Annotated in this window: 23 protein-coding genes and 1 pseudogene; 20 read left to right on the forward strand and 4 right to left on the reverse strand. The window is 66.3% G+C overall.

Annotated features, from left to right (window positions below; genetic code table 11):
- The first annotated feature begins 92 nt into the window (after window positions 1-92).
- From secY to pucL, 16 genes are all read left to right on the forward strand, one after another.
- Window positions 93-1415, forward strand: coding sequence for a preprotein translocase subunit SecY (gene secY, locus ACYVDK_RS07335; RefSeq protein WP_460520126.1), 1323 nt, complete (start codon window positions 93-95; stop codon window positions 1413-1415).
- A gap of 2 nt (window positions 1416-1417) precedes the next feature.
- Window positions 1418-2047: an adenylate kinase gene (locus ACYVDK_RS07340; protein WP_460520746.1), complete on the forward strand. Its 630-nt coding sequence runs from the start codon at window positions 1418-1420 to the stop codon at window positions 2045-2047.
- Window position 2048: 1 nt separating this feature from the next.
- Window positions 2049-2882, forward strand: a complete 834-nt coding sequence (gene map, locus ACYVDK_RS07345; protein ID WP_460520129.1) for a type I methionyl aminopeptidase — start codon at window positions 2049-2051, stop codon at window positions 2880-2882.
- Window positions 2883-3026: 144 nt separating this feature from the next.
- The gene (locus ACYVDK_RS07350) at window positions 3027-4583 is read left to right on the forward strand and encodes a choice-of-anchor A family protein (protein ID WP_460520132.1); all 1557 of its coding nucleotides are present in this window, start codon (window positions 3027-3029) and stop codon (window positions 4581-4583) included.
- An 86-nt stretch (window positions 4584-4669) separates the two neighbouring features.
- On the forward strand, window positions 4670-5545 hold the full coding sequence (locus ACYVDK_RS07355) for an aminodeoxychorismate lyase (RefSeq protein ID WP_460520135.1): 876 nt from the start codon (window positions 4670-4672) through the stop codon (window positions 5543-5545).
- 291 nt (window positions 5546-5836) lie between these two features.
- Window positions 5837-6058: a translation initiation factor IF-1 gene (gene infA, locus ACYVDK_RS07360; RefSeq protein WP_011186713.1), complete on the forward strand. Its 222-nt coding sequence runs from the start codon at window positions 5837-5839 to the stop codon at window positions 6056-6058.
- Between the two features lie 79 nt (window positions 6059-6137).
- Entirely contained in the window at window positions 6138-6254 is a 117-nt protein-coding gene (rpmJ, locus tag ACYVDK_RS07365; RefSeq protein WP_460520143.1) for a 50S ribosomal protein L36, read from the forward strand.
- Window positions 6255-6404: 150 nt separating this feature from the next.
- Window positions 6405-6779 (forward strand): 30S ribosomal protein S13, encoded by a 375-nt coding sequence (gene rpsM / locus ACYVDK_RS07370; RefSeq protein WP_460520146.1) that lies wholly within the window; start codon window positions 6405-6407, stop codon window positions 6777-6779.
- Window positions 6780-6819: 40 nt separating this feature from the next.
- Window positions 6820-7218, forward strand: coding sequence for a 30S ribosomal protein S11 (gene rpsK, locus ACYVDK_RS07375; RefSeq protein ID WP_170024924.1), 399 nt, complete (start codon window positions 6820-6822; stop codon window positions 7216-7218).
- Between the two features lie 114 nt (window positions 7219-7332).
- The gene (locus ACYVDK_RS07380) at window positions 7333-8322 is read left to right on the forward strand and encodes a DNA-directed RNA polymerase subunit alpha (protein WP_460520149.1); all 990 of its coding nucleotides are present in this window, start codon (window positions 7333-7335) and stop codon (window positions 8320-8322) included.
- Between the two features lie 66 nt (window positions 8323-8388).
- Entirely contained in the window at window positions 8389-9003 is a 615-nt protein-coding gene (gene rplQ / locus ACYVDK_RS07385; protein ID WP_460520152.1) for a bL17 family ribosomal protein, read from the forward strand.
- A 473-nt stretch (window positions 9004-9476) separates the two neighbouring features.
- A complete protein-coding gene (locus ACYVDK_RS07390; RefSeq protein ID WP_460520748.1) occupies window positions 9477-10352 on the forward strand; it encodes an HpcH/HpaI aldolase/citrate lyase family protein in 876 nt (291 codons plus the stop codon).
- 75 nt (window positions 10353-10427) lie between these two features.
- The gene (gene bcp, locus ACYVDK_RS07395) at window positions 10428-10901 is read left to right on the forward strand and encodes a peroxiredoxin (protein ID WP_460520155.1); all 474 of its coding nucleotides are present in this window, start codon (window positions 10428-10430) and stop codon (window positions 10899-10901) included.
- 19 nt (window positions 10902-10920) lie between these two features.
- Window positions 10921-11415: a 2-oxo-4-hydroxy-4-carboxy-5-ureidoimidazoline decarboxylase gene (gene uraD, locus ACYVDK_RS07400; RefSeq protein WP_460520157.1), complete on the forward strand. Its 495-nt coding sequence runs from the start codon at window positions 10921-10923 to the stop codon at window positions 11413-11415.
- Window positions 11412-11753, forward strand: coding sequence for a hydroxyisourate hydrolase (gene uraH, locus ACYVDK_RS07405; protein ID WP_460520160.1), 342 nt, complete (start codon window positions 11412-11414; stop codon window positions 11751-11753). Before uraD ends, uraH begins: the two co-directional genes overlap by 4 nt.
- A gap of 1 nt (window position 11754) precedes the next feature.
- Window positions 11755-12648, forward strand: a complete 894-nt coding sequence (gene pucL, locus ACYVDK_RS07410; protein WP_460520163.1) for a urate oxidase — start codon at window positions 11755-11757, stop codon at window positions 12646-12648.
- 171 nt (window positions 12649-12819) lie between these two features.
- On the opposite strand, the pseudogene ACYVDK_RS07415 reads toward pucL, so the two are convergent.
- Together ACYVDK_RS07415 and ACYVDK_RS07420 are read right to left on the reverse strand one after the other, a co-directional pair.
- Window positions 12820-12930, reverse strand: a pseudogene (locus ACYVDK_RS07415) (short-chain dehydrogenase); the annotation flags it as partial.
- A gap of 27 nt (window positions 12931-12957) precedes the next feature.
- Window positions 12958-13875, reverse strand: coding sequence for a LysR family transcriptional regulator (locus tag ACYVDK_RS07420; protein ID WP_460520165.1), 918 nt, complete (start codon window positions 13873-13875; stop codon window positions 12958-12960).
- A 194-nt stretch (window positions 13876-14069) separates the two neighbouring features.
- Between ACYVDK_RS07420 and ACYVDK_RS07425 the strand changes: the two genes are divergently transcribed.
- The 4 genes from ACYVDK_RS07425 to ACYVDK_RS07440 are packed head-to-tail and all read left to right on the forward strand — an operon-like array spanning window position 14070 to window position 19587.
- Entirely contained in the window at window positions 14070-15842 is a 1773-nt protein-coding gene (locus ACYVDK_RS07425) for an adenine deaminase C-terminal domain-containing protein (RefSeq protein ID WP_460520168.1), read from the forward strand.
- A 52-nt stretch (window positions 15843-15894) separates the two neighbouring features.
- Window positions 15895-17016, forward strand: a complete 1122-nt coding sequence (locus tag ACYVDK_RS07430; protein WP_460520171.1) for an ABC transporter substrate-binding protein — start codon at window positions 15895-15897, stop codon at window positions 17014-17016.
- Window positions 17017-17038: 22 nt separating this feature from the next.
- Entirely contained in the window at window positions 17039-17908 is an 870-nt protein-coding gene (locus tag ACYVDK_RS07435; RefSeq protein ID WP_460520174.1) for an ABC transporter ATP-binding protein, read from the forward strand.
- Window positions 17905-19587: an ABC transporter permease gene (locus ACYVDK_RS07440; RefSeq protein ID WP_460520176.1), complete on the forward strand. Its 1683-nt coding sequence runs from the start codon at window positions 17905-17907 to the stop codon at window positions 19585-19587. The genes ACYVDK_RS07435 and ACYVDK_RS07440 overlap by 4 nt, the downstream gene beginning before the upstream one ends.
- A gap of 36 nt (window positions 19588-19623) precedes the next feature.
- Here the strand turns inward: ACYVDK_RS07440 and ACYVDK_RS07445 are convergent, their stop codons facing one another.
- Window positions 19624-20385, reverse strand: a complete 762-nt coding sequence (locus ACYVDK_RS07445; RefSeq protein WP_460520179.1) for an IclR family transcriptional regulator — start codon at window positions 20383-20385, stop codon at window positions 19624-19626.
- A 79-nt stretch (window positions 20386-20464) separates the two neighbouring features.
- On the reverse strand, window positions 20465-21976 hold the full coding sequence (locus tag ACYVDK_RS07450) for a nucleobase:cation symporter-2 family protein (protein ID WP_460520182.1): 1512 nt from the start codon (window positions 21974-21976) through the stop codon (window positions 20465-20467).
- Window positions 21977-22015 lie beyond the last annotated feature (39 nt).

Consider the following 22015-nt stretch of genomic DNA (forward strand, 5'->3'; position numbering starts at 1 on the left):
GGATGCAGGGCATCCGGATTGACCCCGTAAAGTAGTCGGGTCGGGTGGCTCAGGTCGCCCGGCCCGATTCCTTACCGGAAAGCAGGAACCACTTGTTCAACGCCATCGTGCGAATTCTCCGCACGCCTGATCTTCGCAAGAAGATCGGCTTCACCCTGGGGATCATCGCGCTGTTCCGTCTGGGCTCGTTCATCCCTGCACCGTTCGTCGACTTCAGCAACGTTCAGGCGTGTCTGTCGGCGAACCAGGGAACCACCGGCCTCTACGAACTGGTGAACCTGTTCAGCGGCGGGGCGCTTCTGAAGCTCTCCATCTTCGCGCTGGGCATCATGCCCTACATCACCGCGTCGATCATCGTGCAGCTGCTGCGTGTGGTCATCCCGCACTTCGAGGCGCTGTACAAGGAGGGCCAGGCCGGTCAGTCCAAGCTGACCCAGTACACCCGTTACCTCACCATCGCACTCGGCGTGCTGCAGTCCACGACGCTCATCACCGTGGCACGCAGCGGCGCCCTGTTCGGCTCCAACAGCACATCGCAGTGCTCGCAACTGGTGACGGATGACTCGTGGTACGCCGTGCTCCTCATGGTCGTCACGATGACCGCAGGCACCGGCCTCATCATGTGGATGGGCGAGCTGGTGACCGAGAAGGGCATCGGCAACGGCATGTCGCTGCTGATCTTCACGTCGATCGCCGCGCAGTTCCCCACCTCGCTCTGGGCCGTCGAGCAGACCTCCGGTTTCGAGATCTTCCTGGTCGTGATCGTGATCGGGTTGTTCATCGTGGCAGCGGTGGTGTTCGTGGAGCAGTCGCAACGCCGCATCCCCGTGCAATATGCGAAGCGCATGGTGGGGCGTCGAACCTACGGCGGCAACAACACGTACATCCCGATCAAGGTGAACATGGCGGGCGTGATCCCGGTGATCTTCGCCTCGAGCCTGTTGTATCTCCCTGCGCTCATCGCGCAGTTCAATCAGCCGGCACCCGGCAAGCAGCCGGCGCCGTGGGTGAGCTGGATCACGGACTACCTGACCAAGGGCGATCACCCGTTGTACATGCTGCTGTACGCGCTCCTGATCATCGGCTTCACATACTTCTACGTCGCGATCACGTTCAACCCTGAAGAGGTCGCGGACAACATGAAGAAGTACGGCGGCTTCATCCCGGGCATCAGGGCAGGCCGTCCCACCGCCGAGTACCTCGACTTCGTGCTGACACGCATCACCCTCCCCGGGTCGATCTACCTGGCGATCGTCGCCCTCATCCCGCTGGTGGCGTTCTCGCTGCTCGGCACCAGCCAGAACTTCATGTTCGGCGGCACCTCGATCCTGATCATCGTGGGTGTCGGGCTCGAGACGGTCAAGCAGATCGACTCGCAACTGCAGCAGAGGCACTACGAAGGGTTGCTCCGTTGACCGTGTCGCTTCAAGAGTCCAACCGGGAACGGGGGGCTCGCCTCCTCATCGTCGGCCCGCCCGGATCGGGCAAGGGCACGCAGGCGACGTTCATCGCCGACGCGTTCGGCGTGCCGGCCATCTCCACTGGCGACATCTTCCGCTTCCACATCACTCACCAGACCGAGCTCGGCGTGCGGGTGAAGGCCATTGTGGATGCCGGTGACTACGTTCCCGACGACCTCACGAACGAGCTGGTCGCGCATCGTCTCGCCGAATCGGATGCCGCCAAGGGCTTTCTGCTCGACGGCTACCCGCGCACGCTGGAACAGGTGCGGTTCCTCGACGAGCTGCTGGCCGCCGACGGCAAGCTGGAGGCCGTCGTGCGCCTGACCGCTGACCGCGACGAACTGGTGCGTCGCCTGACGCATCGCGCTCACGAGCAGGGGCGTGCCGACGACACCGAAGAGGCGATCCGGCATCGGCAGGACGTCTACGCCCAGCAGACCGCGCCGATCATCGATGTGTACCTTCAGCGCGGCCTGCTCGTCGAGGTCGACGGCCTCGGAAGCGTCGACGAGGTGGCCGCACGCATCCGCGAGGCTCTCGCCGCTCGCGGCATCGGCGACGCAGGCGACACCGCCGCGGCCTGAGGTGGTAGGCATCCGGCGGTCCATCTACAAGTCGCCAGCTCAACTCAGACTCATGCTCGAGCCGGGACTGGCGACGGCCGACAGCCTCGACGCCGTTCGCGACGCCGTGCGGTCCGGCGTATCGACCCTCGAGTTGGATGCCCTGGCCGAGGGGGCGATCGAAGCACGGGGCGGCGCGTCCAACTTCAAGTTGGAGCCGGGGTACCGGCACACGATCTGCGCCTCTGTGAACGACGAGGTGGTGCACGGCATCCCGGGCGAACGGATGCTGGGCCCCGGCGACATCCTTTCCGTCGACTCAGGTGCGATCCTGGGCGGCTGGAACGGCGATGCCGCTTTCACCGTCGTGCTCGACGATCCGGAGCGGCCCGATCTCGTCGCCGAGCGTCGGGCGTTGAGCGAGGTGACCGAGCAGTCGTTGTGGCACGGGATCGCGACGCTGGCGCGAGCCTCGCACCTGAATCAGGTGGGTGACGCGATCGAGGAGTACATCCTCTCGCAGGGGGAGTACGGCATCCTCACCGACTACATCGGGCATGGAATCGGTCGGCACATGCACGAGGCCCCGCCTGTGTTCAACTACAGCGTGCGGCAGAAGGGGCCCGAGGTGCGTCCCGGGCTCGTGGTGGCGATCGAGCCGATGGTGGTGAGCGGATCACCGGAGACGTACGTGCGCGACGACGGTTGGACGGTCGCCACCGAAGACGGCTCGTCTGCCGCGCACTGGGAGCATTCGGTGGCCGTGCACGACGACGGCATCTGGGTGCTCACCGCCCACGACGGCGGTGCACGAGGGTTGCAGCCGTTCGGCATTGTGCCGGTGCGGCCCGCATAGCCGAGGCTTCCACGGAGCACCTGTACCGCGCAGAGCCCATGGGGTTGGGCTGGAACGACCTCTCGCCTATCCTGTGAATTGTCCGGCGTGCGGGCCACGAGTTGCGTCGCCGTCTGCGGGCCGAGACGACGTTCGGGGGGAACGATGAAGAAGCTGAAGACATCCGCGCGGTGGCGCACACGTCTTGTCATCGGGGCTGTGCCCGCCGGGTTCGCGCTCGTTCTGGGCAGCGTGCTCGTCGGGGCGGGGCCGGCCGACGCGGTCGTACAGACCGTGGATTGCCCCGTCTGGGACAATGTGGGGAACGCTCCGAGTGGCACGACCGATGACGGTGTCGCCGTCTACAGCGGCGGAGACTTCACGGCGTCGGGAACAGCCGCCGAGTCCGAGGGCCTGCTCGTGGCGATGGGCGGGATGACCGTCGACAAGCAGCCGGCGGGGGTCTTCAACGTGGGCGTCGTCGTCGGCGGGTCGGAGTATCTGCCTGCGGCGGGCTCCGTCATGCTGGCGGTCGGATCCGACCTGAACGTGGTGACCGGGAACACCCTCGACGTCGCCCACAACGTCGGCGCTGACGTGCACGTCGGCGGCAACGTGACCAACCCTTCCCAGGTCGCCACGAACGGCGGGACGCTGACGGCCAACATGGGAGCCGCGGCGACGGCGAACTGGTCGACGTTCGGCACGCAACTCCAGGCGGACTCCTCCAGCTACGCGGCCGAGACGGCCACCGGCACGACGTCGGTGCAGGGGAACAGCGTCACATTCACCAGCACGTCGACGTCGGATGCCCAGTACTTCGACATCGACGCGTCGCAGCTCCCAGCGGCGCCTGAGCTGCACTTCGTGAACATCCCGGCTACGGCCACCGTTGTGGTGAACGTGACCGGCTCACCGGCGACCCTGTCGCCCACCTACTACGACGTGAACGGCGTGCGCGCCGACGTTCTCGACACGAAGCTGTTCGCCGAGGTCGCCAGCCACCTCGCGTGGAACTTCGTGGACGCCACGCAGCTCACGATCGGCGGCTCCAGCCAGGTGCTCGGCTCGGTCTTCGCTCCGCACGCAGACGCCACGATCAGCGCGAGCACGAACGGGCGTGTCTACGTTGGCGGCAACATCACGATGAATGGAACGGGTAATGAGCTTCACAACTATCCGTTCTGCGGGCCGGCGACGTCGACGTCGACCGGGTCGTTCCGGGTGGCCAAGATCGTCGACAATCCGTCGGGCGTCGCGGTCGATCCCGCGCTGACGTTCAGCGGAACCTACACGTGCGCCCCCGGAGTGACCCGCAACGGGCTCACGATCACCGGAACCTGGAGCACGAGCGCGGGCCAGGAGGTGCAGATCGACGGCATCCCGCCCGGGTATGTCTGCACGGTGACCGAGAGCTCACCGCCAGCGGTCAGTGGCGGCAGCTGGGGGTCGCCGGCGATCGACCCCGCCGCAGGGGTGACGATCTCCGCCGATCCGCAGACGATCGGCGTCGTGACGGTGACGAACACGGTGACGCCTACCGAGCCCACTCCGACTCCGACACCGACTCCATCGACGTCCACCACCCCGCCCGCGCCGGGAGGCAGCCTCGCGAACACCGGATCCGATGTGACACCGTCGATCGTGGCCGCTGTGCTCGCCGCTCTCGTCGTCGTCGGCGGTGCGTTCACCTTCACGGTGTCACGCCGCAAGAGGTCGTGACCGGGGCCGGGAATAGGGCGAGCGGAATCCGTTCCGGACGAATCGGCCCGGGTCCCACGGAGGTGATTTCGTCCTAGGCTCGAGACGTGACGGTTTTCATGATCGACGTGCTCCGGGCGGACGCCGAAGCGGACTTCGCCGCGACCGTGCACGTGGCGGACGCAGGATCGGCGACACTCGACGTGCGAGACCTCGGTGCTGCTCGCGGCGACGGCGTCTTCGAGACGATCGGCGTCGTCGCCGGGCATCCGCAGGCTCTGGATGCCCATCTCAAGCGGCTGGCCCACTCCGCCGAGCTCCTCGACCTGCCCGAACCGAACCAGAAACAATGGCGGCACGCGATCACGGTGGCGGCGGCATCCCTCCCCACCGATCGTCAGGGCGGACTCAAGATCGTGCTCACACGCGGAGTCGAGGGGACGGGAACGCCGACCGGCTGGATCGTCGCGTCGCCGGCCGACGGTGACTTCATCGAGCGGGAGACCGGTATCAAGGTCGTGACGCTCGACCGCGGTTATGCCAGCGACGTCGCCCAGCACGCCCCGTGGCTGCTGCCCGGCGCGAAGACGCTGTCGTACGCGGTGAACATGGCGGCGCTGCGCGAGGCGAGGCGGCGCGGCGCCGGCGACGTGATCTTCGTCACCTCCGACGGCTACGTCATGGAGGCCCCGACCTCGACCGTCATCCTGCGCTTCGGCGACCGTGTCGTGACGCCGCGTACCGACATCGGCATCCTGCCGGGCACCAGTCAGCTCAGTGTGTTCGCGTTCGCGGCCGACCGCGGGCTGAACACAGAAGAGGCGCTCGTGCCGGCATCCGATCTGCTGCGGGCGGACGCCCTCTGGCTCGTCTCGAGTGTGCGACTTGCCACTCCGGTCACCCACGTCGACGGAGCCGAGGTGGCCCTCGACGCGGAACTGACCCGCGCCATGAACGAGGCATTGCTCGCCCGCGAGAACTGAGCGCAGCAACGCCGAGACTAGCCGTACGCGCTGAGGCTAGCTGCTGTACGCCTAGTCTCGTACGCCTGGTCTCGTGCGCGGAGGGACGGGATGATACGCCGCCGGGGCGGGTTGCACCAGAGGGCACGCGGCATCCGAGTGGCGAAGCGGCCCGCGATGGCCTAGGATTGATCTTTGGTGTCTTGCAGCCGTTTTCGCGGTGTGCTCCCGAGGGTCGTCCGCATGGATCGACCGGGCACCACCCATCCACCGCACGACCGGCATCGATGTGCCTGAAGCGATAGTGAGGCTATGGCCAAAAAAGACGGCGTTATCGAGATCGAGGGATCTGTCATCGAGGCGCTGCCCAACGCGATGTTCCGCGTTGAGCTCACCAACGGACACAAGGTTCTCGCCCACATCTCGGGCAAGATGCGTCAGCACTACATCCGCATCCTCCCCGAGGACCGCGTGATAGTGGAACTGAGCCCCTACGACCTCACCCGTGGCCGCATCGTCTACCGCTACAAGTAATCGAAAGTCGGAAAGTAACGGCCCACACCACGCAGATCCGTGTGGCGTGGAGCACGACGACAGCGATAAGGAATCACTCATGAAGGTCAAACCCTCCGTCAAGCCGATGTGCGAGCACTGCCGCGTCATTCGCCGCAACGGCCGCGTCATGGTCATCTGCTCGAACAACCCCAGGCACAAACAGCGCCAGGGCTAGTCGACTTCCGGATGCCCGACATCCGGCATCAACTCAACATCGCGAAGAACAGCAGCATCAGAAGCCACGCGAGTGGTGGACACCTCGGGTTGGAGGCCCGGGCACCGATGCTGTTCCACACCTCCACCTGATCAACAGGAGAAGCCGCACATGGCACGTCTAGCAGGCGTCGACATCCCGCGCGAAAAGCGTGTGGAGGTCTCCCTCACCTACATCTACGGAATCGGCCGCACCCGCGCGCTGGAGACGCTCAAGGCGACCGGGATCTCCGGTGACGTCCGCGTCAAGGACCTCAGCGACGACCAGCTCGTCGCCCTCAGGGACTACATCGAGGGCAATTACAAGGTGGAGGGCGACCTTCGCCGCGAGGTTGCCGCCGACATCCGCCGCAAGGTCGAGATCGGCTCGTACCAGGGACTGCGCCACCGTCGTGGCCTGCCCGTGCGCGGGCAGCGCACCAAGACCAACGCGCGCACCCGCAAGGGACCGAAGCGCACCGTCGCCGGCAAGAAGAAGGCCCGCTAGGCCCCCGCCAGCGCTTCTCAGATCTCAGGAGTAGGAAAACATGGCAGCACCCAAGACGGCCGCTCGCAAGCCGCGCAAGAAGGAAAAGAAGAACATCGCGGTGGGGCAGGCCCACATCAAGTCGACGTTCAACAACACGATCGTCTCGATCACCGACACCAACGGCGCCGTGATCAGCTGGGCGTCCTCCGGGGGCGTCGGCTTCAAGGGCTCCCGCAAGTCCACGCCGTTCGCGGCGCAGCTGGCCGCCGAGTCGGCCGCGCGCCAGGCGCAGGAGCACGGCATGAAGAAGGTGGATGTCTTCGTCAAGGGTCCCGGATCGGGCCGCGAGACCGCCATCCGTTCGCTTCAGGCCGCCGGCCTCGAGGTGGGCTCGATCAACGACGTCACGCCGCAGGCGCACAACGGTTGCCGTCCGCCGAAGCGTCGTCGCGTCTAGTTCTCTCCTGCGTCGGGATGCCGCTCAGCGGCATCCCGACGCAGTGCGTGCATAACTCAATACCTGTACAGAGCAAGCGTCATATAGCGGACGCTTAGCCGAAAGGAATCAATAGTGCTCATCGCACAGCGCCCCACGCTCACCGAAGAGAACATCTCGGAATTCCGCTCGCGGTTCGTCATCGAACCGCTCGAGCCGGGCTTCGGGTACACGCTCGGGAACTCGCTCCGTCGCACGCTGCTGTCGTCCATCCCGGGCGCTGCGGTCACCAGCATCCGCATCGACGGCGTGCTGCACGAGTTCACCACCATCCCGGGCGTGAAGGAGGATGTCACCGAGATCATCCTGAACATCAAGGGACTGGTCGTCTCCAGCGAGCACGACGAGCCGATCACCGCCTACCTGCGCAAGACCGGCTCCGGTGAGGTCACGGCTGCCGACATCTCCGCTCCGGCGGGTGTGGAGATCCACAACCCGGAGCTCGTCATCGCGACCCTGAACGAGAACGCCCGGTTCGAGGTGGAGCTCACCATCGAGCGCGGCCGCGGCTACGTCTCCGCCCAGCAGAACCGCAACGAGTACAGCGAGGCCGGTCAGATCCCGATCGACTCCATCTACTCGCCGGTGCTCAAGGTCACCTACCGCGTGGAGGCCACGCGTGCCGGTGAGCGCACCGACTTCGACCGCCTCGTGGTCGACGTGGAGACCAAGCCGGCGATCAGCCCGCGGGATGCCATCGCCTCGGCCGGTCGTACCCTCACCGAGCTCTTCGGCCTGGCCCGCGAACTCAACTCGCAGGCGGAGGGCATCGAGATCGGCCCCGCGCCGGTCGATGCGGTGCTCAGCTCCGAGCTGTCCATGCCGATCGAGGACCTCGAGCTCTCCGTACGGTCGTACAACTGCCTCAAGCGTGAGGGCATCAACAACGTCAGCGAACTGGTCTCGCTCTCCGAGACGCAGCTCATGAACATCCGCAACTTCGGTCAGAAGTCGGTGGATGAGGTCAGGGACAAGCTGACGGAGATGGGCCTGTCGCTCAAGGACTCGGTCCCCGGGTTCGACGGCACCCACTTCTACAGCGCGGGCGACGACGAGTACCGCTGAGTTCTCGCACGCAGCTCATCCCCTCACTGACAACGGCCGATCGAGCCGGAAAACGGAGTTACGACAATGCCTAAGCCGACCAAGGGTCCACGTCTCGGAGGCGGCCCCGCCCACGAGCGACTCCTGCTCGCGAACCTGGCCGCCGCGCTGTTCACGCACAAGCGCATCACGACGACCGAGACCAAGGCGAAGCGCCTTCGCCCCCTCGCCGAGCGCCTGATCACGTTCGCCAAGCGTGGCGATCTGCACGCTCGTCGACGCGTGCTCGCGACGATCCACGACAAGAGCGTGGTCTACGAGCTGTTCGACGTGATCGCCCCGCAGGTGGCCGATCGCCAGGGCGGTTACACCCGCATCACCAAGATCGGCAACCGCAAGGGCGACAACGCACCCATGGCGGTCATCGAGCTCGTGCTCGAGCCGGTCACGCCGAAGCGCAAGGCTCCGGCCGCGCCGCCGTCACCGGCCGCGAAGGTCGCCGCAGAAGAGGCCGCGGCTGCTGAGGTCGCGACCAACGATGAGGCCGCCGTCGAGGTCGAGGAGACCCCGGAGAGCGCGCCCGTCGAGGCTGCCGAGGAGCAGGAAGCCGACGCCGAGGCTTCGGACGAGGCCAACGAGGCGGTCGAGGCCACCGACACCGACGACGAGAGCGTCGACGCCGGCGAGGACGCCGCGAAGTAGCATCAGCGCATGCACGGAACCCCCGAACATCCAACGGATGGCCGGGGGTTCCGTGCATTGTGCTCTTTATCGCTGGTTGCGCTCGTCGAAACCGGACCGGCGGGTTTCGACAAGCTCAACCAACGGGAGGAGCTCAACCAACGGGAGGGGCTCAACCAACGGGAGGGGCTCAACCAACGGGAGGGGCTCAACCAACGGGAGGAGCTCGGCCGACGGGAGGGGCTCGACCGACGGGAGCGCTCGATCTGCGGGAACGCTCGATCGGCGGGAGGCGGCTCGACCGACGGGAGCACTCTGGCCGACGGGAGCACTCTGGCCGACGGGAGCACTCTGGCCGACGGGAGCACTCTGGGCGGGGCAGCCGCTTTGACATCGGGGCCGACGCCTCGTAGTATTTCCACTACGCAACATCCATATTCCGTATTGCGAAAGCAACCAGGAATGATCCAGTCCAGGGAGCCGCTGTGGACGACATGATCGCGGAAGAGTCGCAGACCTCCGCTTCGACGCCGAATCGCCTTCCGCGACCCCCGGCGGAGCACGCTCGATCGTGGCTGCTCGTGCCCGGCACGAAGCCGGAGTCGTTCGACGCGGCGGCGAACGGATCGGCGGATGCCGTCATCCTCGACATCGAAGACGCGGTCGACCCCTCGCACAAGCAGGAGGCGCGCGAAGACGTCGTCAGCTGGCTGATCGGCGGCGGCGAGGCCTGGGTGCGCGTCAACGACGTGACAACGCCGTACTGGGCCGATGATCTGCGTGCTCTGCGCGACCTTCCAGGCCTTCAGGGCGTCATGCTCGCCAAGACGGAGGACCCCTCGCAGGTCACCAACACCTATCACGTGCTCGGCGCACGCACCCGGGTGGTCGCGCTCGTCGAGTCTGCGATCGGCATCGAGTGCGCTCCCGACATCGCACGTGCCGAGGGAGCGTTCCGACTCGCATTCGGGTCGGGCGACTTCAGGCGCGACACCGGAATGGCGGCCGACAACATGGCCATGGCCTACCCGCGCGCGAAGCTGGTCGTGGCCTCGCGGTGCGGCAAGCTGCCGGGCCCGATCGACGGCCCGACGGTCGGCACGAGCCACCCGGTGCTGCGCGAGCAGTCCCAGGTGACCGTCAGCATGGGTATGACGGGAAAGCTGTGCCTGTCGATCGACCAGGTGCCGATCGTGAACGAGGTCATCAGCCCGACGCCCACCGATGTCGCCTGGGCGAAGGAGTTCCTCGACGACTTCGAGGCCCGTGACCGCATCATCCGCGACGGCAGCGACCTGCCGCGCCTCGGACGTGCCCGCAAGATCCTGGAGCTGGCCACCGCGTTCGGAGTCACTCCGCCCGCGCGCTGACCCTCCTCACTCACCGACCGTCCCCCAGCGCCACGCGTGCGGGGTACGGCCGAAGACACCCCAAAGGAGCATTCAATGACGAATCAACTCACTTCCGGAAACCGTGCACCGGCCTTCACCTTGAAGAACGCCGACGGTGCCTCCGTCTCACTCGGCGACTACCGCGGCGGCGACGTCATCGTGTACTTCTACCCGAAGGCGGCGACCCCGGGCTGCACCACGGAGGCGTGCGACTTCCGCGACAACCTGAACTCGCTCGCGTCGGCCGGCTACTCCGTGATCGGCGTCTCGGCCGACCCGGTCGACGCCATCGCGTCGTTCGCCGAAGACAACTCGCTGAACTTCCCGCTTCTTTCGGACCCGGGCGCGGAGACCGCCAAGGCCTACGGTGCCTGGGGTGAGAAGCAGATCGGCGGCACCACGCACATCGGCGTTCTCAGGTCCACCGTGGTGATCGATCCGAAGGGCATCGTGTCCCGCGCCGAGTACAACGTCGACGCTGCCGGCCATGTCGCAGCGCTGCGGGCATCCCTCGGGATCGACGGCTGAACCGAACGGACGACAACGGATGCTCATCGACGAGTTCAACGCCCTTCCGGCGCAGGATGCCGCGGCAGCACTTCGCCCCTGTCTCGACGTCGAACGCTGGGGTGAGGCGATCGTCGCGGCGCGCCCGTTCGCCGACCGTGACGCGCTGATCGCCTTCGCGTCGACCGCCGCGACTCCTTTCACGGAAGCGGAGCTCGAGCGCGCCCTGTCGCACCATCCCCGCATCGGCGAACGTGCCAGCGGCGACAGTGCGGAAGCCGACATGTCGAGGCGGGAGCAGGCGGGACTCACGGCATCCGATCGGGTCGCCGCCGCCATCGCCGAGGGCAACCGGGCGTACGACGCCAAGTTCGACAGGGTCTTCCTGATCCGCGCCGCCGGCCATAGCGCCGAGGAGATCCTCGAGGAGCTGACCGCCCGGCTCGGCAACACCGCCGAGGCGGAGAGCCGGATCATCGACCAGCAGCTGCGCGAGATCGCCGCGCTGCGTCTTCAAGGAGTAGTGAGCGCATGAGCGACTCGCACGTGACCACCCACATCCTGGACACGACGACCGGGCGACCGGCCGTCGGCGTCTCCGTCGTGCTCGAGGCCCAGCACGGTGAGACGTGGAGCCGGATGGCGACGGGCCTCACCGATGCTGACGGGCGGGTGAAAGTCCTCGGCCCCTCCTCGCTGCAGTCGGGTGTTTACCGACTGCGGTTCGACACGGGATCGTACTTCGCCGGCATCTGCAAGGACACCTTCTTCCCGGAGGTCTCGTTGACGTTCACCGTCGACAGTGCGCAGGCGCACTACCACGTGCCGCTCCTGCTCAGTCCATTCGCCTATTCGACATACAGAGGGAGTTGACATGAGCAACGTCATCCTGGGAAAGAACCAGTACGGCAAAGCGGAGGTGCGCCTCGTTCGCGTCACGCGAGACACCGACCGGCACGAGATCACAGACCTGAACGTCACCAGCCAGCTGCGCGGAGACTTCGAAGAGATCCATTCGCTCGGTGACAATGCGCACTGCATTCCGACCGACACGCAGAAGAACACGGTCTTCGCGCTCGCCAAAGACGGCATCGCGTCGCCGGAGGAGTTCCTGCTGCGCCTGGCTGACCACTTCACCAATGGCTGGGACTGGGTCGATGGCGGCCGCTGGGCGGCAGAGCAGTACCAGTGGGACCGCATCCTGGTCGCGGGCGACGAGCACGATCACGCGTTCGTGCGGGGCGGCAGCGGAGTGCGCACTGCCGTCGTCGTCGCCGACGGAGACCGCCGCACCGTGATCGGCGGCCTGCACAGCCTCACCGTGCTGAAGTCCACCGGCAGCGAGTTCGTCGGCTACGAGAAGGACAAGTACACGACGCTCGCCGAGGCGACCGATCGCATCCTGGCGACGGATGTCGCGGCGCGCTGGCGCTTCAACACCACCCACGTCGACTGGAACCCGGTCTACGCCGACGTCAAGGCGCTGCTGCTCGAGGGCTTCGCCGAGCGGCATTCGACGGCGTTGCAGCAGACGCTGTTCCAGATGGGCGAGAAGGTGCTGAACGCGCATCCGGAGATCGAGGAACTCAAGTTCTCGATGCCGAACAAACACCACTTCGTGGTCGACCTTGCGCCGTTCGGGCTGGAGAATCCCAACGAGGTCTTCTTCGCGGCAGACCGGCCGTACGGCCTCATCGAGGCGACCGTGCTGCGCGAGGGCGCGTCCGAAGACGACCCCGCGTGGGAGGGCATCGCCGGGTTCTGCTGACGCCGGCTGGCCGGCCGGGCAGCCTTGAGGTGAGCGAGCTGAGCTGAGCTCAGCTGCGCCGGGCGAGACTAGGCGTACGGGATGAGGCTAGGCGCCATGCAGCTAGCCTCGGTGCGTACGCCTAGTCTCGCGAGATGGCGATGTGGCTGAACGCAGCGTCCCGCGGGCGGTTCAGCCGCGGCCGACGAACGGCATTCCGGATGCCGTGATCACCAGCGAGTTCACGGTCGCGGATGCCGGCACGTTCGCCATGAAGAGCACGGCGCGCGCCGCATCCTCGATGCGGAGACGTTGCTCGACTCGCGCGGGTCATGGCAGCGCGGGATGAGGCACCACCGATTCGAGCGTCGCCCCCATCTCATCGGCGAAGAGCCGACCCGCCAGATCGTGCACCGATCGCTCGCGTCGAACGAGTGACAACACATTGTCTCCGAACGCCCTGCCCTCGATCGGCCGGTATACGAGACGGCCGTCGTGCTGTTCGTCCGGGACGTCGTATCTGCTGAGGAACGCGATCGCCCCGCCTGCCGATGCGATCTGCTTCATGGTCTCGATCGAGTTGGTGTGGAAGGCGGGCTCGACGTCGATGCCCGCGTCGGCGAACGCCGCCCCGACGATGGAGTGGATCACCATGGGGTGCTCCGGGAACACCAGCGGGTAGTCCGCGCACTGCGTGAGCGGCACCGCCGCCATGCGGGCGAGCGGATGCTCGGGAGCGAGCACCGCCCCGAGCCGCGCATCGCGCTGCCACACAGTCTCCAACGGGTTCGACAGCGTGAGATTGAATCCGAGCCCGAGATCTGCATCGCCGCGGGACACCGCCTCCAGCGTGTCGTGCCCCGACATCGTGTTGATGGAGAGATGCACTTCGGGATGACGGGAGTGGAACCGAACCGCCGCCGTCGACACCATGCTGCTGGCCAGACCCGTGACGGTGGCGATGACGACCGAGCCGGTCGGCAGGGACTGCAGCGCGTTCATGTCGGCGATCGCGTCCCGGTACTGCTGCTTCGTCTGACGGATGTGCGCGAGCAGGACCTCTCCGGCCGGGGTGGGGCGCATGCCCCTCGAGAGCCGTTCGAACAACGGCTCGCCCAGCTCTTCCTCGAGCAGCAGGATCTGACGATTGATCGCCGAGGGAGCTACGTGCAGCCGGGCCCCGGCACCGCGGATCGAACCGTGGCGCGCGACCTCGTCCACGTAGTCCAGAAGCCGGGAATGCAGCATGGGACCTCCTTCGGCCGGCAGGCAGAGTGTTCGCAAAAAGCGTACAGCGCGTGCGAAAACGGCTGCTTGTGCGCAACAGTAACCTCTGATTGCATGTAAAGCACGTGGCCGGGAGTCGCACGAATCTCCTTCTCGGAGAGCCGGTGCATCCCGTGGCCGATCCCGACGCTTTCGAACGATGGAGTGAGAAAGACATGCTGCAACAAGCGACGAAGAACCGCGCCACGCTGGTCGTGGACTCCGAGGAGGTCTCGGCTCAGGACGACTACGTGCGGACCATCTTCGGGATTCTGCAAGGGGAGCGCGAGGCCGACCTCCTCATGCACAACGTGAACATCCTCGACGTGCACACCGAGAGCGTGTTCTACGGAACGATCCTCGTGCACGGCGGCCGCATCATCGCACTCGATCCCGACGAGTCGATCGTCAGGGTGCGCGACAGGTTCGACGGACAAGGCCTCTACGCCATTCCCGGTCTGATCGACGCGCACCTGCACTTCGACTCGCAGCTGGCGCATCCTGCCGCATTCGGCGAAGCCATCGTGCCGAGCGGCACCACCACGATCTTCGCCGAAACGCTCGACTTCGCCAGCGCGGCGGGTGAGGACGGCGTCGAGGCTGCGAGGGCGCTGTTCCGCGACTACGAGAAGCTCCCGTACCGCATCTATGCATTCGCGCCGGGCAAGAAGGCCTCCGTCGAGGTCACGGAGGAGATGCTGCAGATCGAACCCGTGATCGGGCTCGGCGAACTCGCGCACCTTTCGTACATGACCGGCAACGACGAGGACTTCCGGCGCTCGGCGCTCGGACGTGCCAGCGGCGGATACGTGAACAATCACTGGGGTCTCACGGCCCTGCCGGAAATGCTGCTCAACTACATGCCGGCGATCGGCGTGCACAACAACCACGACGTGTGGAACGAACAAGACATCGAGAAGAGCCTGCGCTACGGGCAGTACACCCAGATCAAGTTCGGCGTCGGCAGCCCCGAGGTGATCAGGACCATGCTGCGCGCCATCGTGAAGCGGCACTGGCCGGCCGAGAACTTCCAGCTCTGCGCCGACAACATCTCCGTCGACCGGGTGCTCAAGCGCGGCCACATCGACTGGGTGATCTCGCTCGCGATCGAAATGGGTCTCGACCCGATCAAGGCGATCAAGATGGGCACTCTCTACGCCGCACGCTCGTTCGACAAGGACAACGACTTCGGCTCGCTCACGCCAGGGCGCTACGCCGACATCGTGCTGACGGACAGCCTCTCGAAGATCAGTCCGCGTTATGTCTTCAAGGGCGGCGAGCTGGTCGCCCGCGACCGCAAGCTCCTGGCCTCCCTCGATGGTCTCGACTATTCCGGCATGGTGCAGCAAGCCCGGCCAGGCCTGGCCGATCTGCGTGCCGAACAGCTCGACATCCTGCCGATCGAGGTCTCGGCAGACGGCACGCAGGCCAAGGTGCTGCTCTTCGACGTGTACGGCCGCGGGCACCTCAAGTTCGCGCAAGAGGTCTGGGTGCCGTTCGTCGACGGTGAGGTCGTTCCCGTCGTCGATGGCGAGAAGTTGAACCGGATCGCGGTCGTGCAGCGCTACGAGAGCGGGCAGCGGCACATCGTGAACGGGTTGTTCAAGGGGGTGAACCTCGACCGCGGCGCGGTCTCGGTGTTCTGGCCTGCACCCTTCGCCTACTTCGTCGCGGTCGGCACCGACAGTGCGTGCATGTTCGAGAGCCTCACGCGGCTGGATGCCATGGTCGGTGGATGCGTCGTGACGGACGGCGAGGAGGTCACGGCATCCCTCCCGCTGGACATCTACGGCGTCATGGCCGATATGGATCTCGCGGAGCTCGTCGACGCCACTCGGTCGATCGACGCGGCGCTTGAGGAGCTCGGCAACCACAACGAAGACGAGCCGGTCGTCAACAAGCTGCTCACCCTCTACATCTCGCTCGATCGTTTCGGCTTCATGGTCTGAGGCCGCAGCACGGGAACCATCACGTCAACCACCCGAACGAACGGACAGACCCATGAACAACTCGGAATTCGACGACGCATTCCGCATCGCGCATGCTCGCACCGCGCCTTCCTTCGGTGCCACGACCCGCAGGGATTTCCTGCGTCTGGGCGGCCTCGCAGCAACAGCCATCGCCGCCGGCGGCCTGCTGACCGGCTGCGCCTCCGGCGCCTCCTCCGCAGCCACCACCTCGGCGGCCGCCGGCGGCGACTTCGGGGCGATCAACATGCAGCTCGGCTGGATCAAGAACATGCAGTTCTGCGGCGAGTACATGGCTTCGCAACGGACCTACTACACCAAGAGCGGGCTCGATGTGACCCTGGTCTCGGGGGGCGCGGCGGCGACCAGTGCCGAAGCATCCATCTCGACCGGCAAGTCATGGACAGGCACCTCCAAGCCGCTCGCGGCGGCTCAGGCGATCGCGAAGGGCGTCAAGGTGAAGATCATCGGCGCCGTGATGCAGCAGGACGGTCACGTCATCATCTCTCCGGCGGGCAAGCCGCTGAAGTCGCCGAAAGACCTGATCGGCAAGAAGGTCGGCGTCTCGCTGCACACCATGCCCGACTTTCTGGCACTGCTGAAGGTCAACCACATCGACCCCAGCCAGGTGCACACCGTGCCCGTGCAGTTCGACCCGTCGCCGCTCGTGCATGGCGAGGTGGATGCCTGGGACGGGTACTCGAACAACGAGCCGGTCACTCTGGCGAAGCAGGGCTTCCAGACCCACTCGTTCAAGTACGCCGACTACGGACTGCCCACCGTCGCACAGGTACTCGAAGTCGCGAGCGACTCGATCACCAAAGAGCGCGACAAGGTTAAGGCGTTCCTGACCGCCGAGATCCAGGGCTGGCGGGACGCCATCAAGGACCCGGACCAGGCCGTCAAGTACTGCGTCGACATCTACGGGAAGAGCCTGAACCTGACGCTGGCGGATCAGTTGGCCGCGTTCAAGGCGACCATTCCGCTCATCGTCAACGACCAGACGAAGAAGCACGGTCTGATGACGCTCTCGGCGGAGTCCATGGCGAGCACTGTCGCGTCCATCAAGAGCGCCGGCACCGACGTCGACGCCAAGGACCTGTTCGACCTGTCGATCCTCGACGAGGTCTATGCGGCCCATCCGGAATTCGTCTGACGGAAAAGCAGGGAAGCGAGCAATGGGAAGCATCGTGATGACCGCCGACGAGACGACGATCGTGAACGTGACCGCGCCGCAGCACGGTTCCGACAGCACAGGGCTAGAGAGCACAGGGCTCGACATCACCGGGCTGAGCAAGACATTCACCATGCGAGGGCGGCGCTATCAGGCGCTTTCGGAGGTGGACATCCACACCGAGCGCGGATCGTTCCTGTCGGTGATCGGGCCCTCCGGATGCGGCAAATCGACAGTGCTGCGCATCCTCGCGGGACTGGACAACCCGACGTCGGGCCAGGCGCGGGTCAACGGCCTCACCCCTGAGCAGCTGCGCGCCCGACACGAACTCGGGATCGCCTTTCAGGACTCCGCGCTGCTGCCGTGGCGGTCGGTGACGGCGAACCTGCGCCTGCCGCTGGAGGTGGCCGGGGTCAAGCCCGACCGCGACTTCATCGACGATCTCGTGCGACTGGTCGGCCTGGAGAAGTTCAAGGATGCCAAGCCGAGCCAGCTCTCCGGCGGCATGCGCCAGCGCGTCTCGATCGCGCGGGCGCTCGTCGTCAAGCCGAGCGTGCTGCTGCTCGATGAGCCGTTCGGCGCGCTGGACGACATGACCAGGCAGCGGCTCAACCTCGAGCTGCTGCGCATCTGGACCGAGAAGCCGGCGACGACGCTGCTGGTCACCCACGCGATCTCGGAGGCCGTGTTCCTCTCCGACCGGGTCGTGGTGATGAGCGCAGGACCCGGGCACGTGGTCGAGGTGGTCGACATCGATCTGCCACGACCGCGCACGCCGGAGATCATGCGCACGCCGGAGTTCCACCGGCTTGCCGACCATCTCTCGGGCTTGCTGTTCGGGGAGCACGAAGGACAGCGCGAGGTGCGATCGTGAGCGTCTCGGATCCGACCACCGCGATCAGCCTCGCGCGGGGTGCAATCGGGGGCGAGGCCCGTTGGAGATCGTTGTTGCGGGGTGCCAAGTGGCTCTCGGGCCTCGTCGGAATCGTCGTCGTCCTCGTGCTCTGGTGGGCCGTCTCCGCGATCTTCTTCTCCGGAGCCAACGGCGCCGTGCCGAGCCCCGTCGCCGTGGCCGGATCGATCGTGTCGGATGGCTGGGGGTTCTACGGTCCGAACATCGCGGTGACGGGGATGTCCGCACTCGAGGGATTCGTGATCGGCAACCTCGTCGCGATAGCGATCGCGGTTCTCGCAGCCCTCGTGCCGCGTGCCGAGGGTGTGGTGACCCAGATCGGGGTGATCAGCTACTGCATGCCGCTGCTCGCTCTCGGACCGCTCATCCTGGTGATCCTCGGCGGCAGGGCGCCATCCGTCTTTCTAGCGGCGGTATCGGTGTTCTTCACCACGATGGTCGGCACGCTGACCGGTCTCAAGTCGGCAGACCGGGCGTCGATGGACCTCGTCACAGCCGCCGGGGGGAGCGGATGGCAGCGGGTCTTCCGGGTGCAGGCGATCGCGTGCCTGCCGAACCTCGTCGGTTCGCTCAAGATCGCAGCACCGGCGGCGATCCTCGGCGCGATCCTCGGCGAATATCTCGGGGGCGTCGACAGCGGCGTGGGCGTCGCGCTCACGGCCGCGCAGGCGAACTTCGACGTTCCGCGCACGTGGGGGTTGGCGCTCGCCGCCGGGGCCATGGCGATACTCGCCTACGGCATCCTTTCGCTGGTCGACTACTTCATCAGCCGGGTGCTGTTCGGCGGTGCGGAGCGTACGAACGCGAGCGTCGGTTTCGGCGAGACCAGCGTGTCTTCCTCTGGTGGTATCGGTGCCGGAATCGTGCGCATCGTCGGACCGATCATCGTGGCGGTCGCCGTGGTGATCGCGTTGTGGGTCGCAGTGCTCGCTCTGTTCCCGCAGATCGGACCGGTCGTCGGCCGTACGCCCATCGACGTCTGGAACTACCTGTTCACCGGCACCGCAGCGGCAGCGGCGCGCGCCAAACTGTGGGGCGACCTGCTCGTCACGCTCTCCGACACCGGGATCGGCTTCGTGTTCGGCATGGGCGTCGCTCTCGTCGGCGCGAGCATCATGGCGGCCTCGCGGAGCATCCGGCAGACCATGATGCCTCTGGCCACCATGCTTCGCTCCGTGCCGCTTGTCGCCATGACCCCGGTCATCGTCCTGATCTTCGGCCGTGGCTTCGCGACCGTCGCGGTGATGGGATGCCTCGTGGTCGTGTTCCCTGCGATCGTCATGATGATGACAGGGCTGCAGTCGGCTCCCCGCCAGGCCCGCGACGTCGTGTCTGCGTATGGCGGAGGCGTCTGGGCGGAGCTGCGTCACGTCTCGATCCCGTCGGCCATCCCCTCGATCTTCAGCGCGGCACGCATCTCGGTGCCCGGCGCGCTCGTGGCAGCCCTGATCACCGAGTGGCTCGGTACCGGTCAGGGGCTCGGCGCCACGATCATCCTGGCCATTCCGCAGTTCGACTACAACCTGCTCTGGGCGTCGATCGTGGTGGTCACCGGCGCGTCGATCGTGCTGTACACGATCGTGTCGGCGATCGAGCGGATGGTGTTCGTCGCCTTCGGCGGCAGCGCGCACTCGGCGTGACGTCGACGGTTCCGGCGAGGCGGCGCTTCGCCGGGACTACGTCGCGGCCCGCATCTGGGATGCGATCCAGGTCGCAGTGTCCCGCAGCAGCGGAATCGCTCTCCTGCCGAAAGCGTCATCGATTCGAGTCGCAGGACCGGAGACCGAGATCGCGGTCGGCGTCGGCGCGTGCGGAACGGCGACCGCGTAGCATCGCATGCCGAGCTCCTGCTCGCCGTCGGTGATCGCGTAGCCGCGGACCCGAGTCGCCTGGAGGTCGAGCAAGAGAGCATCGACCGTTGTGTGGCTGGAGGCGGTATGGCGGGGCAAGCCGGCCCGTGCGACGATGTCGCGCACCCGGTCGTCCGTGAGACAGGCCAGCAACGCCTTGCCGACACCGGTCACATGAGCGTGATCGCGGCGGCCGACGACCGCGGACATGCGCATGGAGTGCGTCGACGCCGCTTGCGCGACATAGACCACCACGTCGCCGTCGAGCATCGCCATGCTGGTGCATTCATCGAGTTGCGCGGCCAGTGCGGTCAGTGAGTCTCCGGCGGCTTCACCGCAGGCTCGCCCGGCGGCGCCGCCGAGCCGCACCAGCCGCCCACCGAGTGCATAGCGGCCGCCTTCCAGGCGGCGAGCGTATCCGTGCGTCACGAGCGTCTGGAGCAGCCGATGGGTGGTCGCGGGAGCGAGATCCGCGGCCATCGCCAGCTCTCCCAAGGGGAATTCTCCTCCGGCGTCGGCAAGGATCTCGAGGAGCCTGAACGCCCTGTCGACCGGGCGTGTCCGCCCTCGCGCGTCACCACCGGCCATGGTTCCGCTCCTCCCTCGCGCGAAAAGCCGGCGGTGCGGCGTCGCGTGATCGCGTTCCGCACCGCCGGCGAACGACCGGTTACGTTCCCGGCTCGGCCTCCGGCTCGCGGCCGGGGCGCCGGGTTCTGGATACGTTCTCGGTCGGCTGCGGCGCATCCGTGTCGAGCATCAGGGCGGCGTCTGTTTCGGACGGCTCGACGCTCGCTGACCCCGGCGCAGCCGATGCGTCGTCACCGGGCGCTGCCCCCCTGCGTTGCTTGCCTCCCCAGACGTTGAGGAGCAGGTTCAAGACGAATGCGGAGATGCTGCCTGCGGCGATCCCGGTTGAGAGCACCGGCTGGAGCAGCGGCGGAAAGCCCTCCCAGAAGTTGGGAGCGCCGACGGGGATCATGCCGAACGCGAACGAGATCGCGATGATGTAGATGTTGCGCGAGTTGGTCAGGTCCGCCTTGCCGAGGATCTTGACGCCGACGCCCGCGATCGTGCCGAACATGATCACGGTGATGCCGCCGAGCACGGGTTTCGGGATGGCGGCGGCCAGCCCGCCGAGCGGGCCGATGAGCCCGACCAGGATGAAGAGACCGCCCGCGATGGCGACGACGTGCCGCGAGAACATCTTGGTGATCTGCACGAGACCCACGTTGTTGGCGAACGTGACGAGCGAGAAGGGGGTGAAGATGCCGCCGATGGCCGTGGCGGCTCCGTCAGCGAGGAGTCCCCGATTCACTTCCTTCTTCCCCACCTTGCGTCCGACGATCTCGCCGATGGCCAGTACGTCGCCGACGGTCTCGACCATGCTGACGAACTGCACGATGAGGATGGGAAGGATGGCGCCGAGTATGAACTGCGGCGCGCCGAACGCGAACGGCATGGGCACGGCGATGAAGGGTCCGTCACCGACCGATGAGAGGTCGAGCTTTCCCATCGGGATGGCGATGATGGTGCCGACGACCAGCGCGATCAGGATCGAGAGCTGTTTGAACGTTCCCCTTCCGAATCGATCGATGACAAGCACGATGGCCACAGTGATCCCGGCGAGCAGGAAGCTCGACATCGAGTTGTAGCCGACGGAGCCCTTCTGGCCCTGGATCAGATTGGCTGAGGTCGGCAGCAACGAGATGCCGATGATCGCGATCACCGTCCCCGTCACGATCGGCGGGAAGTACTTCAGAAGCCTCCCGAAGAACGGTGCGATGGCCGTCGCGACCACGCCGGCGACGATCGTTGCGCCGAACACCGCCGGTAGCCCGTACTCCTTGCCGAGCACGATGGACGGGCCGATCGCGGTGAATGTCGACCCCATGACCACGGGAAGTCGCACACCGAACTTCCAGACTCCGAGGGTCTGCAAGATGGTGGCGGCGCCGGCTACGCAGATGTTCGCGGAGATCAGGGCGGCGAGAACGTCCGGCTTGAGACCGATGGCCAGCCCTACGACGATGGGCGTCGTGATGATGCCGCCGTAGGCGATCAGCACGTGCTGCAGTGCGAGGGGGATGGCCTTGTAGATCGGCGGTGCCTTGTCGACGGCATCTTTGGCGTGGTTCCCGGGCCCCGCAGGTTCGGAGCGATGCTCCATGGTTTTGCGCATTTCGGCTCACCTCTTCATTGAGTGGACTGGCGGTGTGCG

The organism is Humibacter antri (genome assembly GCF_054777235.1).

Coding starts and splice junctions, on each gene's coding strand:
- ACYVDK_RS07430 (WP_460520171.1), top strand. CDS start 15,895: ATGAACAACTCGGAATTCGACGACGCATTCCGCATCGCGCATGCTCGC.
- rpmJ (WP_460520143.1), top strand. CDS start 6,138: ATGAAGGTCAAACCCTCCGTCAAGCCGATGTGCGAGCACTGCCGCGTC.
- ACYVDK_RS07450 (WP_460520182.1), bottom strand. CDS start 21,976: ATGCGCAAAACCATGGAGCATCGCTCCGAACCTGCGGGGCCCGGGAAC.
- ACYVDK_RS07350 (WP_460520132.1), top strand. CDS start 3,027: ATGAAGAAGCTGAAGACATCCGCGCGGTGGCGCACACGTCTTGTCATC.
- ACYVDK_RS07390 (WP_460520748.1), top strand. CDS start 9,477: ATGATCGCGGAAGAGTCGCAGACCTCCGCTTCGACGCCGAATCGCCTT.
- rpsK (WP_170024924.1), top strand. CDS start 6,820: ATGGCAGCACCCAAGACGGCCGCTCGCAAGCCGCGCAAGAAGGAAAAG.
- ACYVDK_RS07420 (WP_460520165.1), bottom strand. CDS start 13,875: ATGCTGCATTCCCGGCTTCTGGACTACGTGGACGAGGTCGCGCGCCAC.
- uraH (WP_460520160.1), top strand. CDS start 11,412: ATGAGCGACTCGCACGTGACCACCCACATCCTGGACACGACGACCGGG.
- bcp (WP_460520155.1), top strand. CDS start 10,428: ATGACGAATCAACTCACTTCCGGAAACCGTGCACCGGCCTTCACCTTG.
- ACYVDK_RS07445 (WP_460520179.1), bottom strand. CDS start 20,385: ATGGCCGGTGGTGACGCGCGAGGGCGGACACGCCCGGTCGACAGGGCG.
- ACYVDK_RS07435 (WP_460520174.1), top strand. CDS start 17,039: ATGGGAAGCATCGTGATGACCGCCGACGAGACGACGATCGTGAACGTG.
- ACYVDK_RS07425 (WP_460520168.1), top strand. CDS start 14,070: ATGCTGCAACAAGCGACGAAGAACCGCGCCACGCTGGTCGTGGACTCC.
- uraD (WP_460520157.1), top strand. CDS start 10,921: ATGCTCATCGACGAGTTCAACGCCCTTCCGGCGCAGGATGCCGCGGCA.
- pucL (WP_460520163.1), top strand. CDS start 11,755: ATGAGCAACGTCATCCTGGGAAAGAACCAGTACGGCAAAGCGGAGGTG.
- rpsM (WP_460520146.1), top strand. CDS start 6,405: ATGGCACGTCTAGCAGGCGTCGACATCCCGCGCGAAAAGCGTGTGGAG.
- infA (WP_011186713.1), top strand. CDS start 5,837: ATGGCCAAAAAAGACGGCGTTATCGAGATCGAGGGATCTGTCATCGAG.
- rplQ (WP_460520152.1), top strand. CDS start 8,389: ATGCCTAAGCCGACCAAGGGTCCACGTCTCGGAGGCGGCCCCGCCCAC.